Source organism: Caldivirga sp. (assembly GCF_023256255.1).
Classification (GTDB): Archaea; Thermoproteota; Thermoprotei; order Thermoproteales; family Thermocladiaceae; genus Caldivirga.
This window is the reverse complement of sequence record NZ_JAGDXD010000014.1, coordinates 21748-37485: the sequence shown is the minus strand read 5'-3', so window position 1 is coordinate 37485 and position 15738 is coordinate 21748. Positions and strand designations below refer to the sequence as shown.

The following is a 15738-nucleotide window of genomic DNA, read 5'->3' as shown; positions in this document are numbered from 1 at the left end:
GGGCATGCATGAAAGAGTTTATGGTTAATTTAATAAAAGTAACATTTACTAAGTCATGTTGAAAAGAGTATAAACAATATGACAATAATAACTCTACTAATGTATGCAACGATGGTAACAACAGCACTCTTAGCTAACCCATGGCTCTTCTTCACATCATTAATGTGCCTATGTATTGTCATAGGTTTTATTGCATCATTGGCTGGCGTAGGTGGTGGTGTCTTATTTACACCAATAATGATGGCGTTCACATCCATTAATCCTGATGTTGTTAGAAGCACAGGATTAGCCATAGCTACCATGAGTTCCCTGGTAAGTGCAAGACCATATTTACACGGTAACTTAGCTAACTTCAGGTTAGTACTAGTGTCGTCAGTTCCATATACACTCTTCGCAATAATTGGATCAATAATAGGGCTTCACATAACCAGCGTCTTTGGTTCAGTGGGTAAGTCGATCATAAGGCTAAGTCTTGGTATACTTGTTTTAGCCATAGCTGCATTATTCATGGTAAGGGGTAATAAGACTGATATACCGAAACCTCCCAGAAATAGGGATAAGTTGGCTGAGTCACTTAGGCTTAACTCAGCGTATAGGGAGGGATCGCTTAACATGCTTATTGAATATAGGGTAGTTAATCTTCAGTGGGGTTTATTGAGCCTAATGGGTGTTGGATTAGTATCAGGTATGTTCGGGCTAGGGGCTGGTTGGGCCATTGTTCCCGTCTACAACATGCTAATGTACCTTCCTTTAAAGGTAGCCAGCGCATCAAGCATAGTACTAATAGGTATTGGTGACACTGCAGCAATGTGGGTCTACATTAACAGTGGAGCATTCATTCCGCTCTTTGCAATACCATGCCTACTAGGTATTATAATTGGTGCTCGCCTTGGATCAAGAATAATGCCTAAGGTGAAGGTTAGTTGGATAAGAATATTGGTAATAATAGTTATGATTATTGCTGGTTTAAGGCTAATACAGCAATCGTTACCATTATTGGTGGGGTGGTTGCCGTGAGTATCGAGAAGTCTGCCATTAGGGAGGAGTCTGGATCAAGAATATATGGTGATGTAGTTTACGTGCTCGTCTTGGTGAGCATATTATTGCTCATAATAGGTTGTGTAACAGTTATGTTAAGGCATAGTAATGCCACTTTCTGCACAATAGGTGGATTACTTAGTGGTGATCCTCCTAATGAATTGAAATCATGTTATACGGGTGTAATTATGGCAGGGCTTAATGAACTTGAGAACATAGGTATGACTATCTTTGGTTCAACAGTTATAATAGGGTTGTTATTAACAACCATAGTATTAATGTTAAGGAAGGATACGATATATGCCATAATCTCATTAGCGTTAGTAGCTATACTATTAATATCGGCCTTAGGCATCATTAATATTAACCTAAGTTAATTAAGATTCTCATTTGTACTACTTTAAATGATAAATTATTGAATAATCATTAGCAATAGAGCTTATGATCAATGCTACATGATTAATTTTTTGAACTACAAGTAAGTTAATTGTGAAATATAGTATAAATAGCACTTGCGATAATAAGAAATAATCCATTGCATTACGTGTAATGCATATCATACCTTATAATAATAGGCATAATAAGGTTTGATTTTTAAACCGTAGATAGTCAGTTTACTTCATATGTTAAGTATAGCTGCAAGGCTATTGACGTTCATGGAAATACTTATAGCAAGCATATTCGCTGGTTTGTTAGGATCATTAACAGGACTAGGGGGTGGTACGGTTCTGGTTCCTGTACTCACGCTCTTCCTAGGCATACCAATAGCCTACGCGGCTGGTGCAGCCTTAATTTCAACAATATCAACATCCAGTGGTGCGGCTAGTGCATACATAAAGGATAAGATAACTAACATTAGGATTGGCATGGGTCTTGAAATAGCCACAACCACTGGTTCAATAGTTGGGTCATTAACTGTCGCCTACATTTACTCTCATAACCTAGAATGGATAGTGTACGTTGTATTCGGCGTCGTTATACTAATGTCAATAATACCAACTGCGCAGAGAGGTAAGTATGAGATTCCTGACCCTAAACCACCTGATTGGACAACTAAAGTGTTTAAATTGCATGGTAGTTATTATGATGATGCCTTAAAAACAGAAGTTAAGTATTGGGGTGTTCGTTGGTGGTTGGGTGAGTTGATTATGTTTTTTGCTGGTTTTATTAGTGGTTTGCTTGGTATTGGTAGTGGTGCTTTGAAGGTTCTTGGCATGGATTGGGCAATGAACCTACCAATGAAGGTAAGCACAACAACAAGCAACTTCATGATAGGAGTAACAGCAGCCACAGGAAGCAGCATATACTGGTACCTAGGCTATATACAACCCTTCATAGCTGCTGCAACGGCTGTTGGCGTGTTATTAGGTGCCATGGCTGGTACAAAGATATTGGTTAAAATAACTAATAAGCAAGTTAGGTGGGTTTTCTTAGCAATATTAGCCTTCCTAGGCATGGAAATGCTCCTTAGGGGATTATACTTAAATCATCTGCTGGTGGTACCAATAGCGTTACAGTATACTCTAAGTCTAATCTTTACTGCAATAGTTATGGTCACGCTGTTTTATAAATATGGACTAAGTAGCAAGGTAAATGCACGCAGAGGTGAGGTACGTGGTTAAGTGGGATATGGATTACGTAATAGGGTTAACGTTAAGGATCGGAGTAGTAATAAGCGTCATATTGATACTTATTGGTGTAGTACTGTTAGTGATAGAAGGTAAGGGATTAGGCTTCTATGATGTTCAGATAATGAGTGTTAGATCTTATGTTAACACAACGGTAATACCGCCATTAACCGCATTAAGTGGATTAACGCAGGCTGATGGCTTATCATTCATTGTACTTGGTTTGATGGTATTAATAGCCACCCCGGTGCTTAGGGTTGCCTTAGGCATAGCGTCCTTTGCCATGGAGAAGGATTGGCTTTACGTAGTGATAACAGTAGTAGTGTTCATTAACCTAATGTTAGCTATATTTGTGCTACCAGCGTTACTTCACTTATGATTTAAGAGCCGAGAGATTAAGCGTTAGCTTAGGTTCTCTTGTTTTGTTAAGCTTCTTACCCTATGGGGTTAAAGCTATAATATAACATTAATATAACATATAGATTAATATATTAATGTACACAAGATAATTCCAGGAGTTTAAAACAATATCCAGATCATAAGAAGGCGATGATTCCTCCCCTTAGGTTAATGCTAAGGTACCTCAACCTTGAAGTTAAAGCCTAGTTTACTTAACTCGTTCAATACCTTATCTACAGCTCCCTCTTCAGGAGGCATTTCCACCACTATGTTGACTTCAGTATAGCTGGGTTTTATTAATGGATTATACCTTTCATGCCTAATCTCAACTATGTTAACCCCAAGTTTACCTAAAACACCAGTGACTTGGGCAAGCATACCAGGCCTATCAGGTATGAGTCCCTTAAGCATTATTAATCTACCTGTTTGAACAAGACCCTTGTAGAGGACTTTAGCAAGCATAGTAACATCAATATTGCCTCCACTAATAATCACCGCCACGTTACCTTTCACGTTAATTTTACCACTTAGCAAAGCCGCTGCAGCCACTGCACCTGCCCCTTCCGCTATTACTTTAGCTGACTCAGCCAGCATTAATATAGCGTTAACTATTTCCTGGTCATTAACAAGCACTATATCATCAATGGTATTCCTCATTATTTCGAAGGTTAAGTCCCCTATCCTCTTAACTGCTATACCATCAGCTATAGTGTCGGTATTATCCACGGTAGTAACCTTACCCTGCCTAAGAGACAGGTAAGCCGATGGCGTTGTCTCAGTCTGTACACCAATTATTTTAGTACTTGGTTTAATGGCTTTAATTACTGAGGCGATTCCAGATATTAACCCTCCACCACCCACTGGTACTATAACGTAATCAACGTCCTTAAGGTCCTCAATGATTTCCCAACCTATGGTTCCCTGGCCAGCGATAACGAATGGATCATTATACGCATGTATCATCTTAGCATTAAGTTCCTTAGCCAACTCCACGGCATGCTTCTCAGCCTCATAGTACGATTGGCCCTCGAGAATAACATCTGCGCCATACTTCTTAGTGTTACTTACTTTAATCCAAGGTGTATACTTAGGCATAACTATTGTTGCCTTTAAGTCATAGATCTTAGCCACATAGGCAACACCCTGTGCATGGTTTCCAGCAGATGCTGTTATGACATGCCTAGTATTCTCACTATTCACATAGTGGGTTATTGCGTTAAATGCTCCCCTAACCTTAAAAGACCCGGTTTTTTGCAAGGCTTCAAGCTTAAGGTAAACGTTAGCGTTAGTGAAGGAACTTAATGTATCGGACCTATACAATGGTGTCCTATGTATCATACCTCTGGACTGTGCATCCTTTATGTGTATTAAAGCTTCCTTGCTAAGCTCATATATTTTATCGATGATTCCTGAAATATAGTTCACCTGATAGAATAAAGAGTGGTATAATTTATATTTATTGCTCTATTGCTAGGATTCACCATTTATGGTAGCGGTGTGAATGGCTTAGAAAATTTTCTTAATAATATCGTATCTAAGCACTATTTTGCAATGGTGCTAAAGCCGTAAAGTATGTGAGAGATATCGTTAATCATCTAACTAAACATAGGCCATATGCTAGAGGGCATTAAACAATAGAATGATTATTGGTGCAATCCCTGTACTTGTGGATTATGATTCAACCGCCTATAGCTTTAGGTTAAGTGAATAATGAAGAGGAAGTATAAAGCAGTAGTTGATACTTTAGCTACATCAGCCTTACGTAACCATGATTCAAAAACCATCTGTTTCCCACATTATTTCCCTACATTCCTAAATTTAAATCTTCACACCATTATTAATCAGACCCTTATCAGGAACCCCGGAGTTACCAGGGAACCTTAATTTACTTAGCTGGTGTTGCTGCCGTCTTAGCAGTTCTAAGAAGCTTCTTTATAATAGTCTTCTCAATGCCCAACTGCATTGAGATTTTATCTAAGGTTAATCCCTTTTTAACAAGTTCATTAATCTTATTGCGTAGTTCCATTAACTCAGCCTCATGTTCAATGGTGAGTATTCTGGCTATTAGTCTCTTAACATATCTCATTCTCCCAGGATTATCAACAACGCCCCTACCCCTCTGGGTCTCTAGCCTAATTAACTCGCTTCTAAGGTCATTAAGTAGCCTTAACCTATCCTCCCTGCTCATGTTCTTAAGGTCCCTTAACTTAACCTTCTCCGGCATTAGGGGGTTACGGGGTTAAGTGTTTTTAAGCTTAGTCTAGGATTTCTAGAGTTCAGTTCTAATGAACGCTATGGTGCTTATTAACTAATTATTACTTTACTATGGGTTAATGCTGATTTATACGCAGCATCAACAATCTGCTGAATATGGTAGCCATCCTCCTCATTAACTATTGGTCTCTCGTGATTCTCAATGCATTTTATGAAGTGTTTAACCTCATCAATATATGCATGCATTATTGATTCCTCGAAATCGCCTTTTTCAATAATGTTACCATTGAGGTCAGAGACTACGTAGTTACCTGTAACGTAGCCCTCAACCGTAACTCTACCCTTCTCGGCGGTTAATCCCCATTTTCTCCAACTATGTCCTCCACTCCAGCTTAGGTGGAATATTGAGGAAGCCCCACCCTCATGCTTCATGAATACGGTAACATTATCCTCAACAGTTATTCCACTGGTTATTGTGACTGCATCAGCGTAAACCTCCTTGACCTTGCCTGCATACCAGTAGTATTGGTGGAGGACATGAACCCCATGTTCATTAAGGATGCCTCCACTTACCTTCTTATCCTTAAGCCAGCCAGTGGTGGGCATTGTACCTAGGGCTATGTGCCACATTGCTACCGGTTTACCTAACTTAGAATCAAGCATGCCTTTAACCATGATGTAGAGTTTATGGAATCTAAGCGTAAAACCAATCATTAACCTACCCTTACCCTTAGCCTCATTGTATATTTGCCTAGCCCCCTCAAGATCACTAGCCATTGGCTTCTCAAGGAATACGTAGTAACCCTTCCTAAGCGCGTAAATAGCCTGCTCAGTATGCAGGCTCGGTGGGGTAGCTATTATAACCCCGTCGAATCCGCCATCATCAAGCATCTTAATGTAATCCTTATAGGTCCTAATACCTAGCTTAGAGTATTCCGTTAATCTTACTTCATCAATATCGGAGACGGCGGTAACCTTAACTCCAAGATCATTAATCATCTTAAAGTGTGTACTCCCCATTCCACCAACTCCTATTAAGCCTATGCTAACCAAGTTAATCACCCAAAAATTCTCTTAAGGGATGATGCAGTATCCTCAGCGGCCTTTAATGGGTCACCAGGGTATGGTGGTATCTCGGCTGTTAAGGGTCCCCCATACCCTAACTCATTAAGCAACTTCTTAACATTACTCCAATTAACACTGCCTGTTAATGGTATACCAAATGTGCACCTATTGGGTTCTGCTAGGAAATCCTTAGCATGCATAGCAACTATCCTATCCTTAAGCGTCATTATCCAATGCTCCGGTAAACTATGGGGTAGAGTATTGCCAACATCTAAGTATACCCCAACAACCTTCGGGTCTAGTTCATTAAGCAGCATCCTCATGTCCAATGGGCTAGCAAGCATCCTGTTCCAAACATTCTCAACCCCAATAACCACACCATAATTCTCCGCCATCTTGGCTAACTTAGATAATGTTGCCTTAGCCCTCTCAATATGCTTCTCATAGCTTAATTCAGGTACTGCAACCCCTGGAACTACGAGGAGAACCTTAGCCCCAATTATGCTTGCCGCCTTAGCCTGAGTTTCCAGGACCCTTGAAACTTTCTCAAACTGATCCTCAAGAATCATGTTGAACCTCCAGTATAGGCCCGTGGCAATCGTGTATAGACCTATTCCAACACCTTCAGCAATCTCCTTAACATTACTCCACTTTCTAGAGAAGTCGGATGAATTGAAAGAATTTAGGTCCGATTCATCAATAACTGGCTCAAATAATTCAAAACCAGCACTCTTAGCATGCTTAATGGCATCATGCATATTGATGGTTGAAGGATAACTCCAGGCGTTAATACCTATCCTTACGTGCACCATATTTAGTTGAAGCTCTTAAGGGTTAATAAGTACTAACTCATTGTATTATGTAGCCAATATTATAAATACATAGACTAGTAAGATAGTGGAGGTTACTGCGGGGTTCAGTTTCTTCTCGATTATTGTGATGAGCCGATGCCTCATTGATTATTTCATTGTTTTTAAGCAAGTGCCCTGCCTTAAAAGACAAGACTTTAAGTACATTAAGGCAAGGTTGGTAACTGATAGTTTTAAATTAATAAGCAAGGCTAATAGTAGTGACCCCTGCACGCACCTGCACCAGGGTGGAGACCCCATGGGGTCTCCACCCTTTTAATTTTACTAAGTTTAAGGTTATTAGGGAATAATAGCATAGTGTTATTGAGTAATTCACTAGTATTTTAATTTTAAATAAAAATAAGTTATTTAAAGTAAAACTTAGTAATGCTGGTTAAGGAGCCCAAACCTACACGCGTTCATACCATTGAAAGCTGGGGAAACCCAGCAAGTAAATGGTGTGGGTGCGTGCAGGGGGTTAATCCTTGGTTGTTGCGTTTTACTTCAACACATAAGTCTTGGGCAAGGATTTTGCAGGATTTTAACATGTGTTCCTTCATGTAGTTTGTATTTTTATGGGAATACACCTTGAAGTAGCCATATCATGTAAAGTGGTATGAAAACTAGGGATATTGTGTTAAGTAGCTTAATCACTATGTGCAGGGATGGGCCTGCAGTATCCTTTAATGGATCACCTACGGTATCACCTATAACTGCAGCAGCATGAGCTGTTGATCCCTTTCCTCCAAGATGCCCTGCCTCAATGTACTTCTTAGCGTTGTCCCAGGCTGCACCACCCCACATCATGGTTATGGCCAATACAATACCACTTGTGGTTGCACCTATGACTAAGGCACCTACTGCTGGTCCGCCGAATAATAACCCTATTATTAGGGGTGTTAGTATTACGGATAATGTTGGTGTTACCATGTTTCTCAGCGCGAATTGGGTACTTATGTCTACTGCCCTATAGTAATCAGGCTTCTCAATACCCTTCAGTATTCCAGGTCTCTCCCTGAATTGCCTCCTAACCTCCTCAACCATATTCCAAGCAGCCTTGGTCACAGCCCTTAAGGCTAGTGAACTGAAGAGGAAGGGAAGCATTGCACCTACTAGGACGCTTACCAGTATGTCAGCCCTCATTAGCATTAAGTGGTTGAGGAGGTAATCCATAACGCTTATGAAACTCCCCAGGTTAAGTGACGCATCAGTGCCTGTAACTTGTATTACAGCTGGGTTCCTTGCCACGTAATCCTGTATGAAGGCTTGGAATAGTAGGAGCGCCGCTAATGCCGCTGAACCCATGGCGTAACCCTTAGTGAGAGCCTTAGTCACATTACCTATTGAGTCCAGTGGATCAAGCCTACCCCTAACCTCCGGGCTTAATTCACTCATCTCAGCAATACCACTGGCGTTATCAGTTATTGGGCCTGCCCCATCAAGTGTCATTATTATTCCAGCCAGGGATAACATACCCAGGGTTGCTGCTGCAGTGCCGTATATGCCGTAGATGAATCTTGCAATGGGAATACTACCTATGGTGTAATTGCTCATTATTACCGGTAGGGGTGCAGTCATGCCTAGGGCAAATGACGCCAGTAAGGTTAGCGCAATAACTATGATTGGTATGAAGGTTGCGTTCATGCCTGTTGTTAAGCCTTGAAGTATCGTTAATGCTGGACTTACCCTAGATGCCTCAGCAATCTCAACCACCGGCTTAGCCTCCCTACCCGTATAGTAGTTAGTGACTAGGACTATTATTATTGCGGCCACTATCCCAGCTAATGACGCCATGAAGAAGTAAGCCCATACCTTCGGCATTAGGAAGTAGAACACTAGGAAGAATCCCACTACTGCAGTTACCGCTGATGCAACTACCCCATTCCTTAATGGCTCCATGGGATCCTTAAAGTCACCTTGATAGGCTGATACCAGAACCCCTGGAATAGTTGCAATAACTCTTACTGCTCCTGTTAGGAATGGTAGGAATACGAAACTTAAGGCTTCGGTAATTGGGTAACCAGCCTCAACTAGGAAGAAGTAGACTGTCCAACCAACTATCATTGTTCCAAGCAACTCTGCAGTAACGGACTCAAATATATCAGCACCTCTCCCAGCGCAGTCACCAACATTATCACCAACCTGGTCAGCTATTACAGCTGGATTCCTTGGGTCATCCTCAGGGATCCCTACCTCAACCTTACCCACTAGGTCAGCTCCAACATCTGCAGCCTTAGTGTATATTCCACCACCTATTTGGGCGAATAGTGCTGATAAACTAGCACCAAATGCGAAACCTGCTAAGCCATCTAAAACAACCCTTAAATTAAATGGCGTTGCCGCTCCTCCAACAATAATTGAGTAAACTATGAAGAGTAAAGCCAAGGCGAAAACGCTCACTGAGGGTACTGAGAATCCAAGCACACTACCACCGAGTACAGCAACCTTTAGGGCATACTTCACGCCTTTCTTAGCGGCTTCAGTGGTTCTCACGTTAGCCTTAGTGGACGCATCCATGCTTAGGAATGCTGCGGTTAATGATGCTGCACTGCCAAGTAAAACGGATACACCAATTAATATAGACTCAAGGGTAACCTCACTCTTCAGTTCAGGGTGTGCAGGTAAAACCTTAATACTGTAACCAGCATAAACACTCAAGGCTACTACAACTGATATTACCGCTGAGAAGAGTAGTATAGTCCTTATTTGCCTCTTCATATACGCATTGGCGCCTTCCCTTATTGCACTCCACACATTAACCATGTTTTCGTCGCCAAGTGGCTGCCTCTGAATCCATAGGTAAATGAAGATGGAGATAAGTATCCCTACTAAGCCGGCTGATAATCCTACTAGTACTAGGGGGTTAATCATGCGTGGTCAAGTGTTATTTAGAATTATTCCCTTTTATCTTAGCATGGTGTAATTAGTGGAAGTGAACATAATGAATAAAACTAAGTTGTATTCCATAATTATAATTATTTAGACTTCACCAATATATATTTAGTTTATGTAGAAAGGCGAATTGTGTTATTAACTATTAATTTTAAGTAGTAAGTACTATTTCACTTTCACTCATAATCAATCATATTATTATTTTAATAATATAATTGTAATTAATTGTTTATAAATAATTAATGGTAATCATAATTAATGAAATTAGTTAAAATAAGGTAACTTAAATATTTATCTTAGTTTATTAAAATGAAGTAACCGTTATTGAAGGTTAACAATTAAAAACTAAGTTAGGCTTAGTCCTTATGGACTATGAGGGTTTCTTAACCCTACTAAGGGAACTATCCGAAGCCTTCGGCCCCTCCGGCTTTGAGGATGAGGTTAGGGAATTAGTTATTAGGGAAATGGAACCCTATGTTGATGAGTTGGAGGTGGATAAGTGGGGTAATGTTGTTGGCGTTAAGTATGGTAGTAGGAAGGATCTTAAAGTAATGGTTGCGGCACACATGGATGAGATAGGGTTAATGATTGATAGTATTGACAGGAATGGCTTCTTAAGGTTTAGGGGGATTGGAGGGTGGAATGAGGTTACATTAGTTGGCCAAAGAGTAGTGATTAAGACGCAGGATGGTAATAAGATTAAGGGTGTTGTCGGTTCAAGACCACCCCACATAACTCCGCAAGGTAAAGAAAAGGAGGCTCCTGAAATGAAGGAATTATTTATTGACATTGGAGCATACAGCTTAAGTGACGTTGAAAAGCTTGGAGTAAGGATTGGTTCAGTAGCCGTCTTAGATAGGTCATTTGAGGTCCTTAATAATGATACTGTGACTGGTAAGGCGTTTGATGATAGGGTTGGGTTAGCTGTAATGCTGTGGGCCCTTAGGCAGTTGAAGAGTCATGAAGTCACCGTTTATACTGTCGCCACGGTACAGGAGGAAGTTGGTTTAAAGGGTGCGCAGGTGGCCGCTGAGAGAGTTTACCCAGACTTCGCAATAGCCTTGGACACAACCATAGCGGCTGATGTGCCAGGTGTATCAGAACGTGAATACGTGTCTAGGCTTGGTGCAGGTCCAGCATTAAAAATAATGGATGGTGGAAGGGGTGGCTTATTCATAGCGCACCCAGGTTTAACCAACTACATTATTAACACTGCTAAGGCTAATAATATTCCATATCAATTGGAGGTATTGATTGGCGGTACTACTGATGCCGCTGGGATAGCCTTTAGGAAGGATGGTATACCTGCATCAACAATCTCAATACCCACCAGGTATGTTCACTCACCTGTTGAGGTACTTAAGGTGAGTGATGCGCTTAATGCATCGAGGCTACTTACCCTTGTAGTACAGGGTGCTGGTGAGGAACTAGTAAATAACCTTAGGAGTAAGGTAATTAAGGGAATTGGGCTTAAGGTAACCTGAAAACTTAATAACTTACCAGGTTAATTAAATTAATGTATCCGGTAATTGATCTACATGAGGACATAGCGTATCACTTAATGTTTGGTTCCAGGGTTCAGGACTTCAATATTGATGCTGAAGGTAGGCAGTCAGATATCCCTAAACTTAAGCAGGCTAATGTTAAATTAGTCTTCGCTTCAGTGTTCCCCATAATAACCACGTATAACCCTAGTCAAGGCGAGGCAGTACGCTCATCATCACCCTACTCAACTAAGGGTATCGCCCTTGAGATGGTTAAAGCATATTATAGGCTTATTGACAGGTTTAGTGATGATTTAATGCTTGTTAATAATGTTAAGGACGTTAATGATGTTTTCAATACGGATAAGATAGGTCTCCTAATATCAATGGAGGGTGCTGATGCCCTAGAGGAACCATACGACTTAGTGATGTTTCACAAGCTTGGGGTTAATTCCATAGGCATAACGTGGAATTTCGATAATAAGTATGGGGCATCATGCTTCACTAAGAAGGACTATGGGTTAACTAACTATGGGGAAGAGTTAATTAAGTTAGCTAATAGGATTGGGGTTATTGTTGATCTAGCGCACGCAAGTAGAAGAACGATGATTGATGCATTGTCAACCTCCAGGAAACCTATCGTGATAAGTCACAGTAACTCTAGGGCTGTTAATAATCATCCAAGGAATACCGACGATGAGGTTCTTGGCTTGCTTAAAAGCAATGGTGGAGTAATAGGCATAACAATGATACCTGAAACCATTGGGGCTAAGCCAACGGTTGACTCATTAATACTGCATGCTAAGCACATACGTGATGCGTTTGGGGCAGAAATATTAGCGTTAGGCACAGATTACCTAGGCATTGGAAGTACTCCTCAAGGTCTTGAAAGCATTAAAGACATTAATAAGCTAATTAATGGCCTATTGAACGCTGGATTTAATGAGGAGGAGGTGAATGGGTTGCTTTATAAAAATGCGTTAAGGGTTATTAGGGCAAACTTAGCCTAAGCCTTGTTTCTTAACAATATAGCCTTATGCCTAGCCAAGAAAGCTTACGAAATAAAGATCAATTAAGGGCACATGCAGTTAACCAATTATTGCTGCTTCTCCTCAATGACTCTAACTGACTTAATGGGTAATGTTACCGGTATATTGGTTGCAGTATCGAATAGTAGGAGTTTAACGGTGTTACTCTTCTCATCAACATCAACTACCTTAGCCTTAAAGCCCCTGAATGGTTCCGTTATTATCTCCACAACATCATTAATCTGAACCTTAATCTCCCTCTTAATCATCTTCATTAATTCACTTAAAGGAACTTTACCCATCATTAACCCCCTGTATTGCTTTATACCTGTTGATAAGTCAATAGCCACATAAGAGTGCGGTGTCTCTAGGTACACTTGCCCCTGTACATTAGGTGGAACAACTATGGATGGTACATTATAGTACTTCTTCTTATCCTTCTCCATCAACTCCAGTCTGGTCCTAATTATAGCTGCAACATTATACTCTTGACCAGCAATGACCCTTACACCAATGAAGACGCATTTATCCTCCTGCATACATTAGGAGTATTTAATAATCGTTAATAAGGTTTTCTAAACATTAATCACTAGTACGCATTAGGGTGCATTTTAAGTGAATAACTCACTATAGGTCCGCATCCCATTATCATAATTACATGTGAATAAGCACTCCCTACACCTTAATTTAGTAAGCCTAGGAATCTAAGAATTAGGTTAAATGAATCTTGACTTGGCTTAACCTTATATAATTGAAGTAGTTTAATTAACGTATTGGCGTCCCGCAGGCCAAGGGCCTCCTTAACCTTAGCCTGTATTGTTCCTTTACTAAGCATGAGTGCACTAGTGAGTTGAGTAACATTAGTTGTTGATTTAGTAAGCCTACTTGCACTCTCGAAGTCAATTATATAAACCCTATTACTAATAATTACGTGTTCCCGAATCCTACTTAACTCACCGTGAATTAACCCTATTGAATCAAGTTTAAAACCCTGCATTAATAAATCCTTAACCACTGCCTTAATTGAATCGTAATCAGCCTGCTTAAGATATGCACCTAGTGGTACCCCGTTAACGTACTCCATAACTAAGACATCACTGGTGTAGTTAATTAAAAGAGGACCCACGTTAACCTCATTAGCTAACTTAACACTGTACGCCTCATTAAGTAGGCTAGGCCTTGATGAATCAAACCTCCTTACCTTACATGCGTAGTAGCCTTCAAGGTTCCTGATTTTGCACTTAAAAACGAAGCTATTCTGCCCCTTACCAAGTAGTCTAAGGCCACCTATGAATTCAACAGGCCCCTCATTAACCAACTCAGTAACTCCTAGATTCCTTAATTGCTTAAGTACTTCCTCACTATAACTACTTGGGCAGCCAATATTACTGCATAATTTAATGAACAATTCGTACACTAGTAACACTCTTAATTGGTGGTTTTTAAAGCCACGACATGTTTTTCTTAGCTACTATGAATATCTTTATTTTTAGGTGTTTTCCCTTAGATTTAGGTTAAGGCTCTTATTCACTTACATAGATATTGCGTATTTCTGAGAGTGCACTATAGAGTGGGAAAAGTTAGAATAAGTAGATGGCGGAATGTAGGATTAAGTATAGTGATGAATGGGCTGAATCCTTTTACGTTAATAGAAGTCTTTTCATATTTGTTCGTGTTTGGTTTTACTGATCTCCCGCACCGATGTGGGCACTGCCCTAAGGTGTGGGGGTGATGGTGGAGATGGGAGGCCCATGCCATTGGCCTCAACTGGACCCCATGACCCATACGTGATGAACATGTGGCCGAGGACCAAGCCCCCCACACTCAACCATGATTGAAATAAAAGTGTAGGGACAAACGGAAATAGGCTTGAACCTAAGTTTCGGGAATAGTTATTAACTTAGCCTAATTCACGATTAACACATATGAGTATAATTGAGGAGGCTAAGAAAGCGCTGTTAAAGTACCCATTATGTGACCACTGCTTAGGTAGGTTATTTGCTTCAAGGGGCTTCATGATTAGTAATGAGGAGCGTGGTAGGTCTATAAAGAACGTGCTTTTCATGGAGGCTTTAAACTCCTCAGCCGGTACGTATGATGAGGGTGTCCTCACTGCACTAGCTAGAAGTGGACATAGGGGGAGCTTATTATTCATGAGGAGAATAGGTAAGGCTGTTGAACCACAGTCATGCTTCATCTGCGGTAATCTATTTGATAAAATCAATATTAATAGTATTGTTAATAGGGTTAAGGAGATAATTAATGAACAGGGTATTGAGTTCGGTAGTTTTCAAGTGGGTTCGGTGGTTAGTAGAATGATAATTGATAATGAGGTTAAGGTATCAACGGAATTAGGCATAACAAGCAGTGAATCGATTAAGAGGGAGATAAACAGGATGATTGGTAAAGCATTGGCGGATAGCCTAGGTAAAAGGTATAGTAGGTTGAATCCTGACGTAGTGGTGAGGGTAAATACCGGTGATGGTTCAGTAAGTGTTGAAGTAATGCCAGTCTACATTGAGGCTAGGTATAGGAAATTAATTAGAGGAATACCACAGGTTGGGGATGCTTCAGTGGCAAGTGTTGCTAAGGAAACTGTAATTGAGTTAAAGCCACTGGATGTGGTGCTTCACTTCGCTGGTGTTGAGGGACCTGAGGTGAGGGTGCTTGGGTTAGGAAGGCCAATGGTTATTGAGGCTATTAGGCCACTAAGCAGAAATATACGTGAAGGTACTATTATCAAAAATGGAGTTCAGCTACTTAACCTTAAGGCGGCAGGTAAGGTTCAGGTTAGGGAAATTAAGTCCAAGGCGGGTGAATTAAGAAGGGTTTACAGGGTCCTAGTCAAATTATACGGTAATGTCAATGATGAACAGTTAAAGAGCCTTGAGGATTACTTCAGTAATAGGCAGATTAGGCAAAGCATGGGTAGAGGTAAAAGGGTTAAGTTAATTTACGGTTTAAAGGTGATCCCTGTATCCGGCAGCGTCCTTGAATTAATAATAGATACGCAAGGTGGCTTCAGTATAAGAAGGTTTATTACGAGTGAGGGGACAGAACCATCGATATCAGGTACATTGGGTGTTAAGGTTATTCCCATTGAGGTTGATATACTTGGCATTTGGTATTAGGATGCTTTTCA

14 protein-coding genes are annotated in these 15738 nt (G+C 40.5%); 7 read left to right on the top strand and 7 right to left on the bottom strand.

Going from position 1 to position 15738, the window contains the following annotated elements:
- Positions 1–78 precede the first annotated feature (78 nt).
- The 4 genes from Q0C29_RS02050 (at position 79) to Q0C29_RS02035 (ending at position 3045) form a co-directional block, all read left to right on the top strand.
- Complete coding sequence (locus Q0C29_RS02050; RefSeq protein WP_291998997.1) at positions 79–1017, top strand: sulfite exporter TauE/SafE family protein; 939 nt, start codon at positions 79–81, stop codon at positions 1015–1017.
- On the top strand, positions 1014–1415 hold the full coding sequence (locus tag Q0C29_RS02045) for a DUF1634 domain-containing protein (protein WP_291998996.1): 402 nt from the start codon (positions 1014–1016) through the stop codon (positions 1413–1415). Before Q0C29_RS02050 ends, Q0C29_RS02045 begins: the two co-directional genes overlap by 4 nt.
- 246 nt (positions 1416–1661) lie before the next feature.
- Positions 1662–2660 (top strand): sulfite exporter TauE/SafE family protein, encoded by a 999-nt coding sequence (locus tag Q0C29_RS02040; protein ID WP_291998995.1) that lies wholly within the window; start codon positions 1662–1664, stop codon positions 2658–2660.
- On the top strand, positions 2653–3045 hold the full coding sequence (locus tag Q0C29_RS02035; protein ID WP_291998994.1) for a DUF1634 domain-containing protein: 393 nt from the start codon (positions 2653–2655) through the stop codon (positions 3043–3045). Before Q0C29_RS02040 ends, Q0C29_RS02035 begins: the two co-directional genes overlap by 8 nt.
- Before the next feature lie 194 nt (positions 3046–3239).
- On the opposite strand, the gene ilvA is transcribed toward Q0C29_RS02035, so the two are convergent.
- The 5 genes from ilvA to Q0C29_RS02010 form a co-directional block, all read right to left on the bottom strand.
- Positions 3240–4490 (bottom strand): threonine ammonia-lyase, encoded by a 1251-nt coding sequence (gene ilvA, locus Q0C29_RS02030; RefSeq protein ID WP_367173600.1) that lies wholly within the window; start codon positions 4488–4490, stop codon positions 3240–3242.
- Between the two features lie 460 nt (positions 4491–4950).
- Complete coding sequence (gene rpmC, locus Q0C29_RS10815; protein ID WP_367173599.1) at positions 4951–5289, bottom strand: 50S ribosomal protein L29; 339 nt, start codon at positions 5287–5289, stop codon at positions 4951–4953.
- Between the two features lie 80 nt (positions 5290–5369).
- Complete coding sequence (locus tag Q0C29_RS02020; protein WP_291998993.1) at positions 5370–6332, bottom strand: Gfo/Idh/MocA family oxidoreductase; 963 nt, start codon at positions 6330–6332, stop codon at positions 5370–5372.
- A 5-nt stretch (positions 6333–6337) separates the two neighbouring features.
- Entirely contained in the window at positions 6338–7156 is an 819-nt protein-coding gene (locus Q0C29_RS02015) for a sugar phosphate isomerase/epimerase (RefSeq protein ID WP_291998992.1), read from the bottom strand.
- A 609-nt stretch (positions 7157–7765) separates the two neighbouring features.
- Positions 7766–10063, bottom strand: a complete 2298-nt coding sequence (locus tag Q0C29_RS02010) for a sodium-translocating pyrophosphatase (protein ID WP_291998991.1) — start codon at positions 10061–10063, stop codon at positions 7766–7768.
- A gap of 386 nt (positions 10064–10449) precedes the next feature.
- On the opposite strand from Q0C29_RS02010, the gene Q0C29_RS02005 reads away from it, so the two are divergent.
- Both Q0C29_RS02005 and Q0C29_RS02000 read left to right on the top strand, forming a co-directional pair.
- Positions 10450–11568 carry a M42 family metallopeptidase gene (locus Q0C29_RS02005; protein WP_291998990.1) on the top strand — a complete coding sequence of 373 codons (1119 nt, stop codon included), beginning with the start codon at positions 10450–10452 and terminating at the stop codon, positions 11566–11568.
- 32 nt (positions 11569–11600) lie between these two features.
- Positions 11601–12578 carry a dipeptidase gene (locus Q0C29_RS02000; protein ID WP_291998989.1) on the top strand — a complete coding sequence of 326 codons (978 nt, stop codon included), beginning with the start codon at positions 11601–11603 and terminating at the stop codon, positions 12576–12578.
- Between the two features lie 86 nt (positions 12579–12664).
- Here the strand turns inward: Q0C29_RS02000 and Q0C29_RS01995 are convergent, their stop codons facing one another.
- Positions 12665–13135 carry a transcription elongation factor Spt5 gene (locus Q0C29_RS01995; protein ID WP_291998988.1) on the bottom strand — a complete coding sequence of 157 codons (471 nt, stop codon included), beginning with the start codon at positions 13133–13135 and terminating at the stop codon, positions 12665–12667.
- Positions 13136–13278: 143 nt separating this feature from the next.
- The gene (locus Q0C29_RS01990; protein ID WP_291998987.1) at positions 13279–14013 is read right to left on the bottom strand and encodes an RIO1 family regulatory kinase/ATPase; all 735 of its coding nucleotides are present in this window, start codon (positions 14011–14013) and stop codon (positions 13279–13281) included.
- A 508-nt stretch (positions 14014–14521) separates the two neighbouring features.
- Between Q0C29_RS01990 and Q0C29_RS01985 the strand changes: the two genes are divergently transcribed.
- The gene (locus Q0C29_RS01985; RefSeq protein ID WP_291998986.1) at positions 14522–15727 is read left to right on the top strand and encodes a tRNA pseudouridine(54/55) synthase Pus10; all 1206 of its coding nucleotides are present in this window, start codon (positions 14522–14524) and stop codon (positions 15725–15727) included.
- Positions 15728–15738 lie beyond the last annotated feature (11 nt).

Excerpts from the sequence above, each read along its gene's own strand:
- Q0C29_RS02050 (WP_291998997.1), top strand. The coding sequence starts at position 79 with ATGACAATAATAACTCTACTAATGTATGCAACGATGGTAACAACAGCA.
- Q0C29_RS02040 (WP_291998995.1), top strand. The coding sequence starts at position 1,662 with ATGTTAAGTATAGCTGCAAGGCTATTGACGTTCATGGAAATACTTATA.
- rpmC (WP_367173599.1), bottom strand. The coding sequence starts at position 5,289 with ATGCCGGAGAAGGTTAAGTTAAGGGACCTTAAGAACATGAGCAGGGAG.
- Q0C29_RS02015 (WP_291998992.1), bottom strand. The coding sequence starts at position 7,156 with ATGGTGCACGTAAGGATAGGTATTAACGCCTGGAGTTATCCTTCAACC.
- Q0C29_RS02010 (WP_291998991.1), bottom strand. The coding sequence starts at position 10,063 with ATGATTAACCCCCTAGTACTAGTAGGATTATCAGCCGGCTTAGTAGGG.
- Q0C29_RS02005 (WP_291998990.1), top strand. The coding sequence starts at position 10,450 with ATGGACTATGAGGGTTTCTTAACCCTACTAAGGGAACTATCCGAAGCC.
- Q0C29_RS02000 (WP_291998989.1), top strand. The coding sequence starts at position 11,601 with ATGTATCCGGTAATTGATCTACATGAGGACATAGCGTATCACTTAATG.
- Q0C29_RS01995 (WP_291998988.1), bottom strand. The coding sequence starts at position 13,135 with ATGCAGGAGGATAAATGCGTCTTCATTGGTGTAAGGGTCATTGCTGGT.
- Q0C29_RS01985 (WP_291998986.1), top strand. The coding sequence starts at position 14,522 with ATGAGTATAATTGAGGAGGCTAAGAAAGCGCTGTTAAAGTACCCATTA.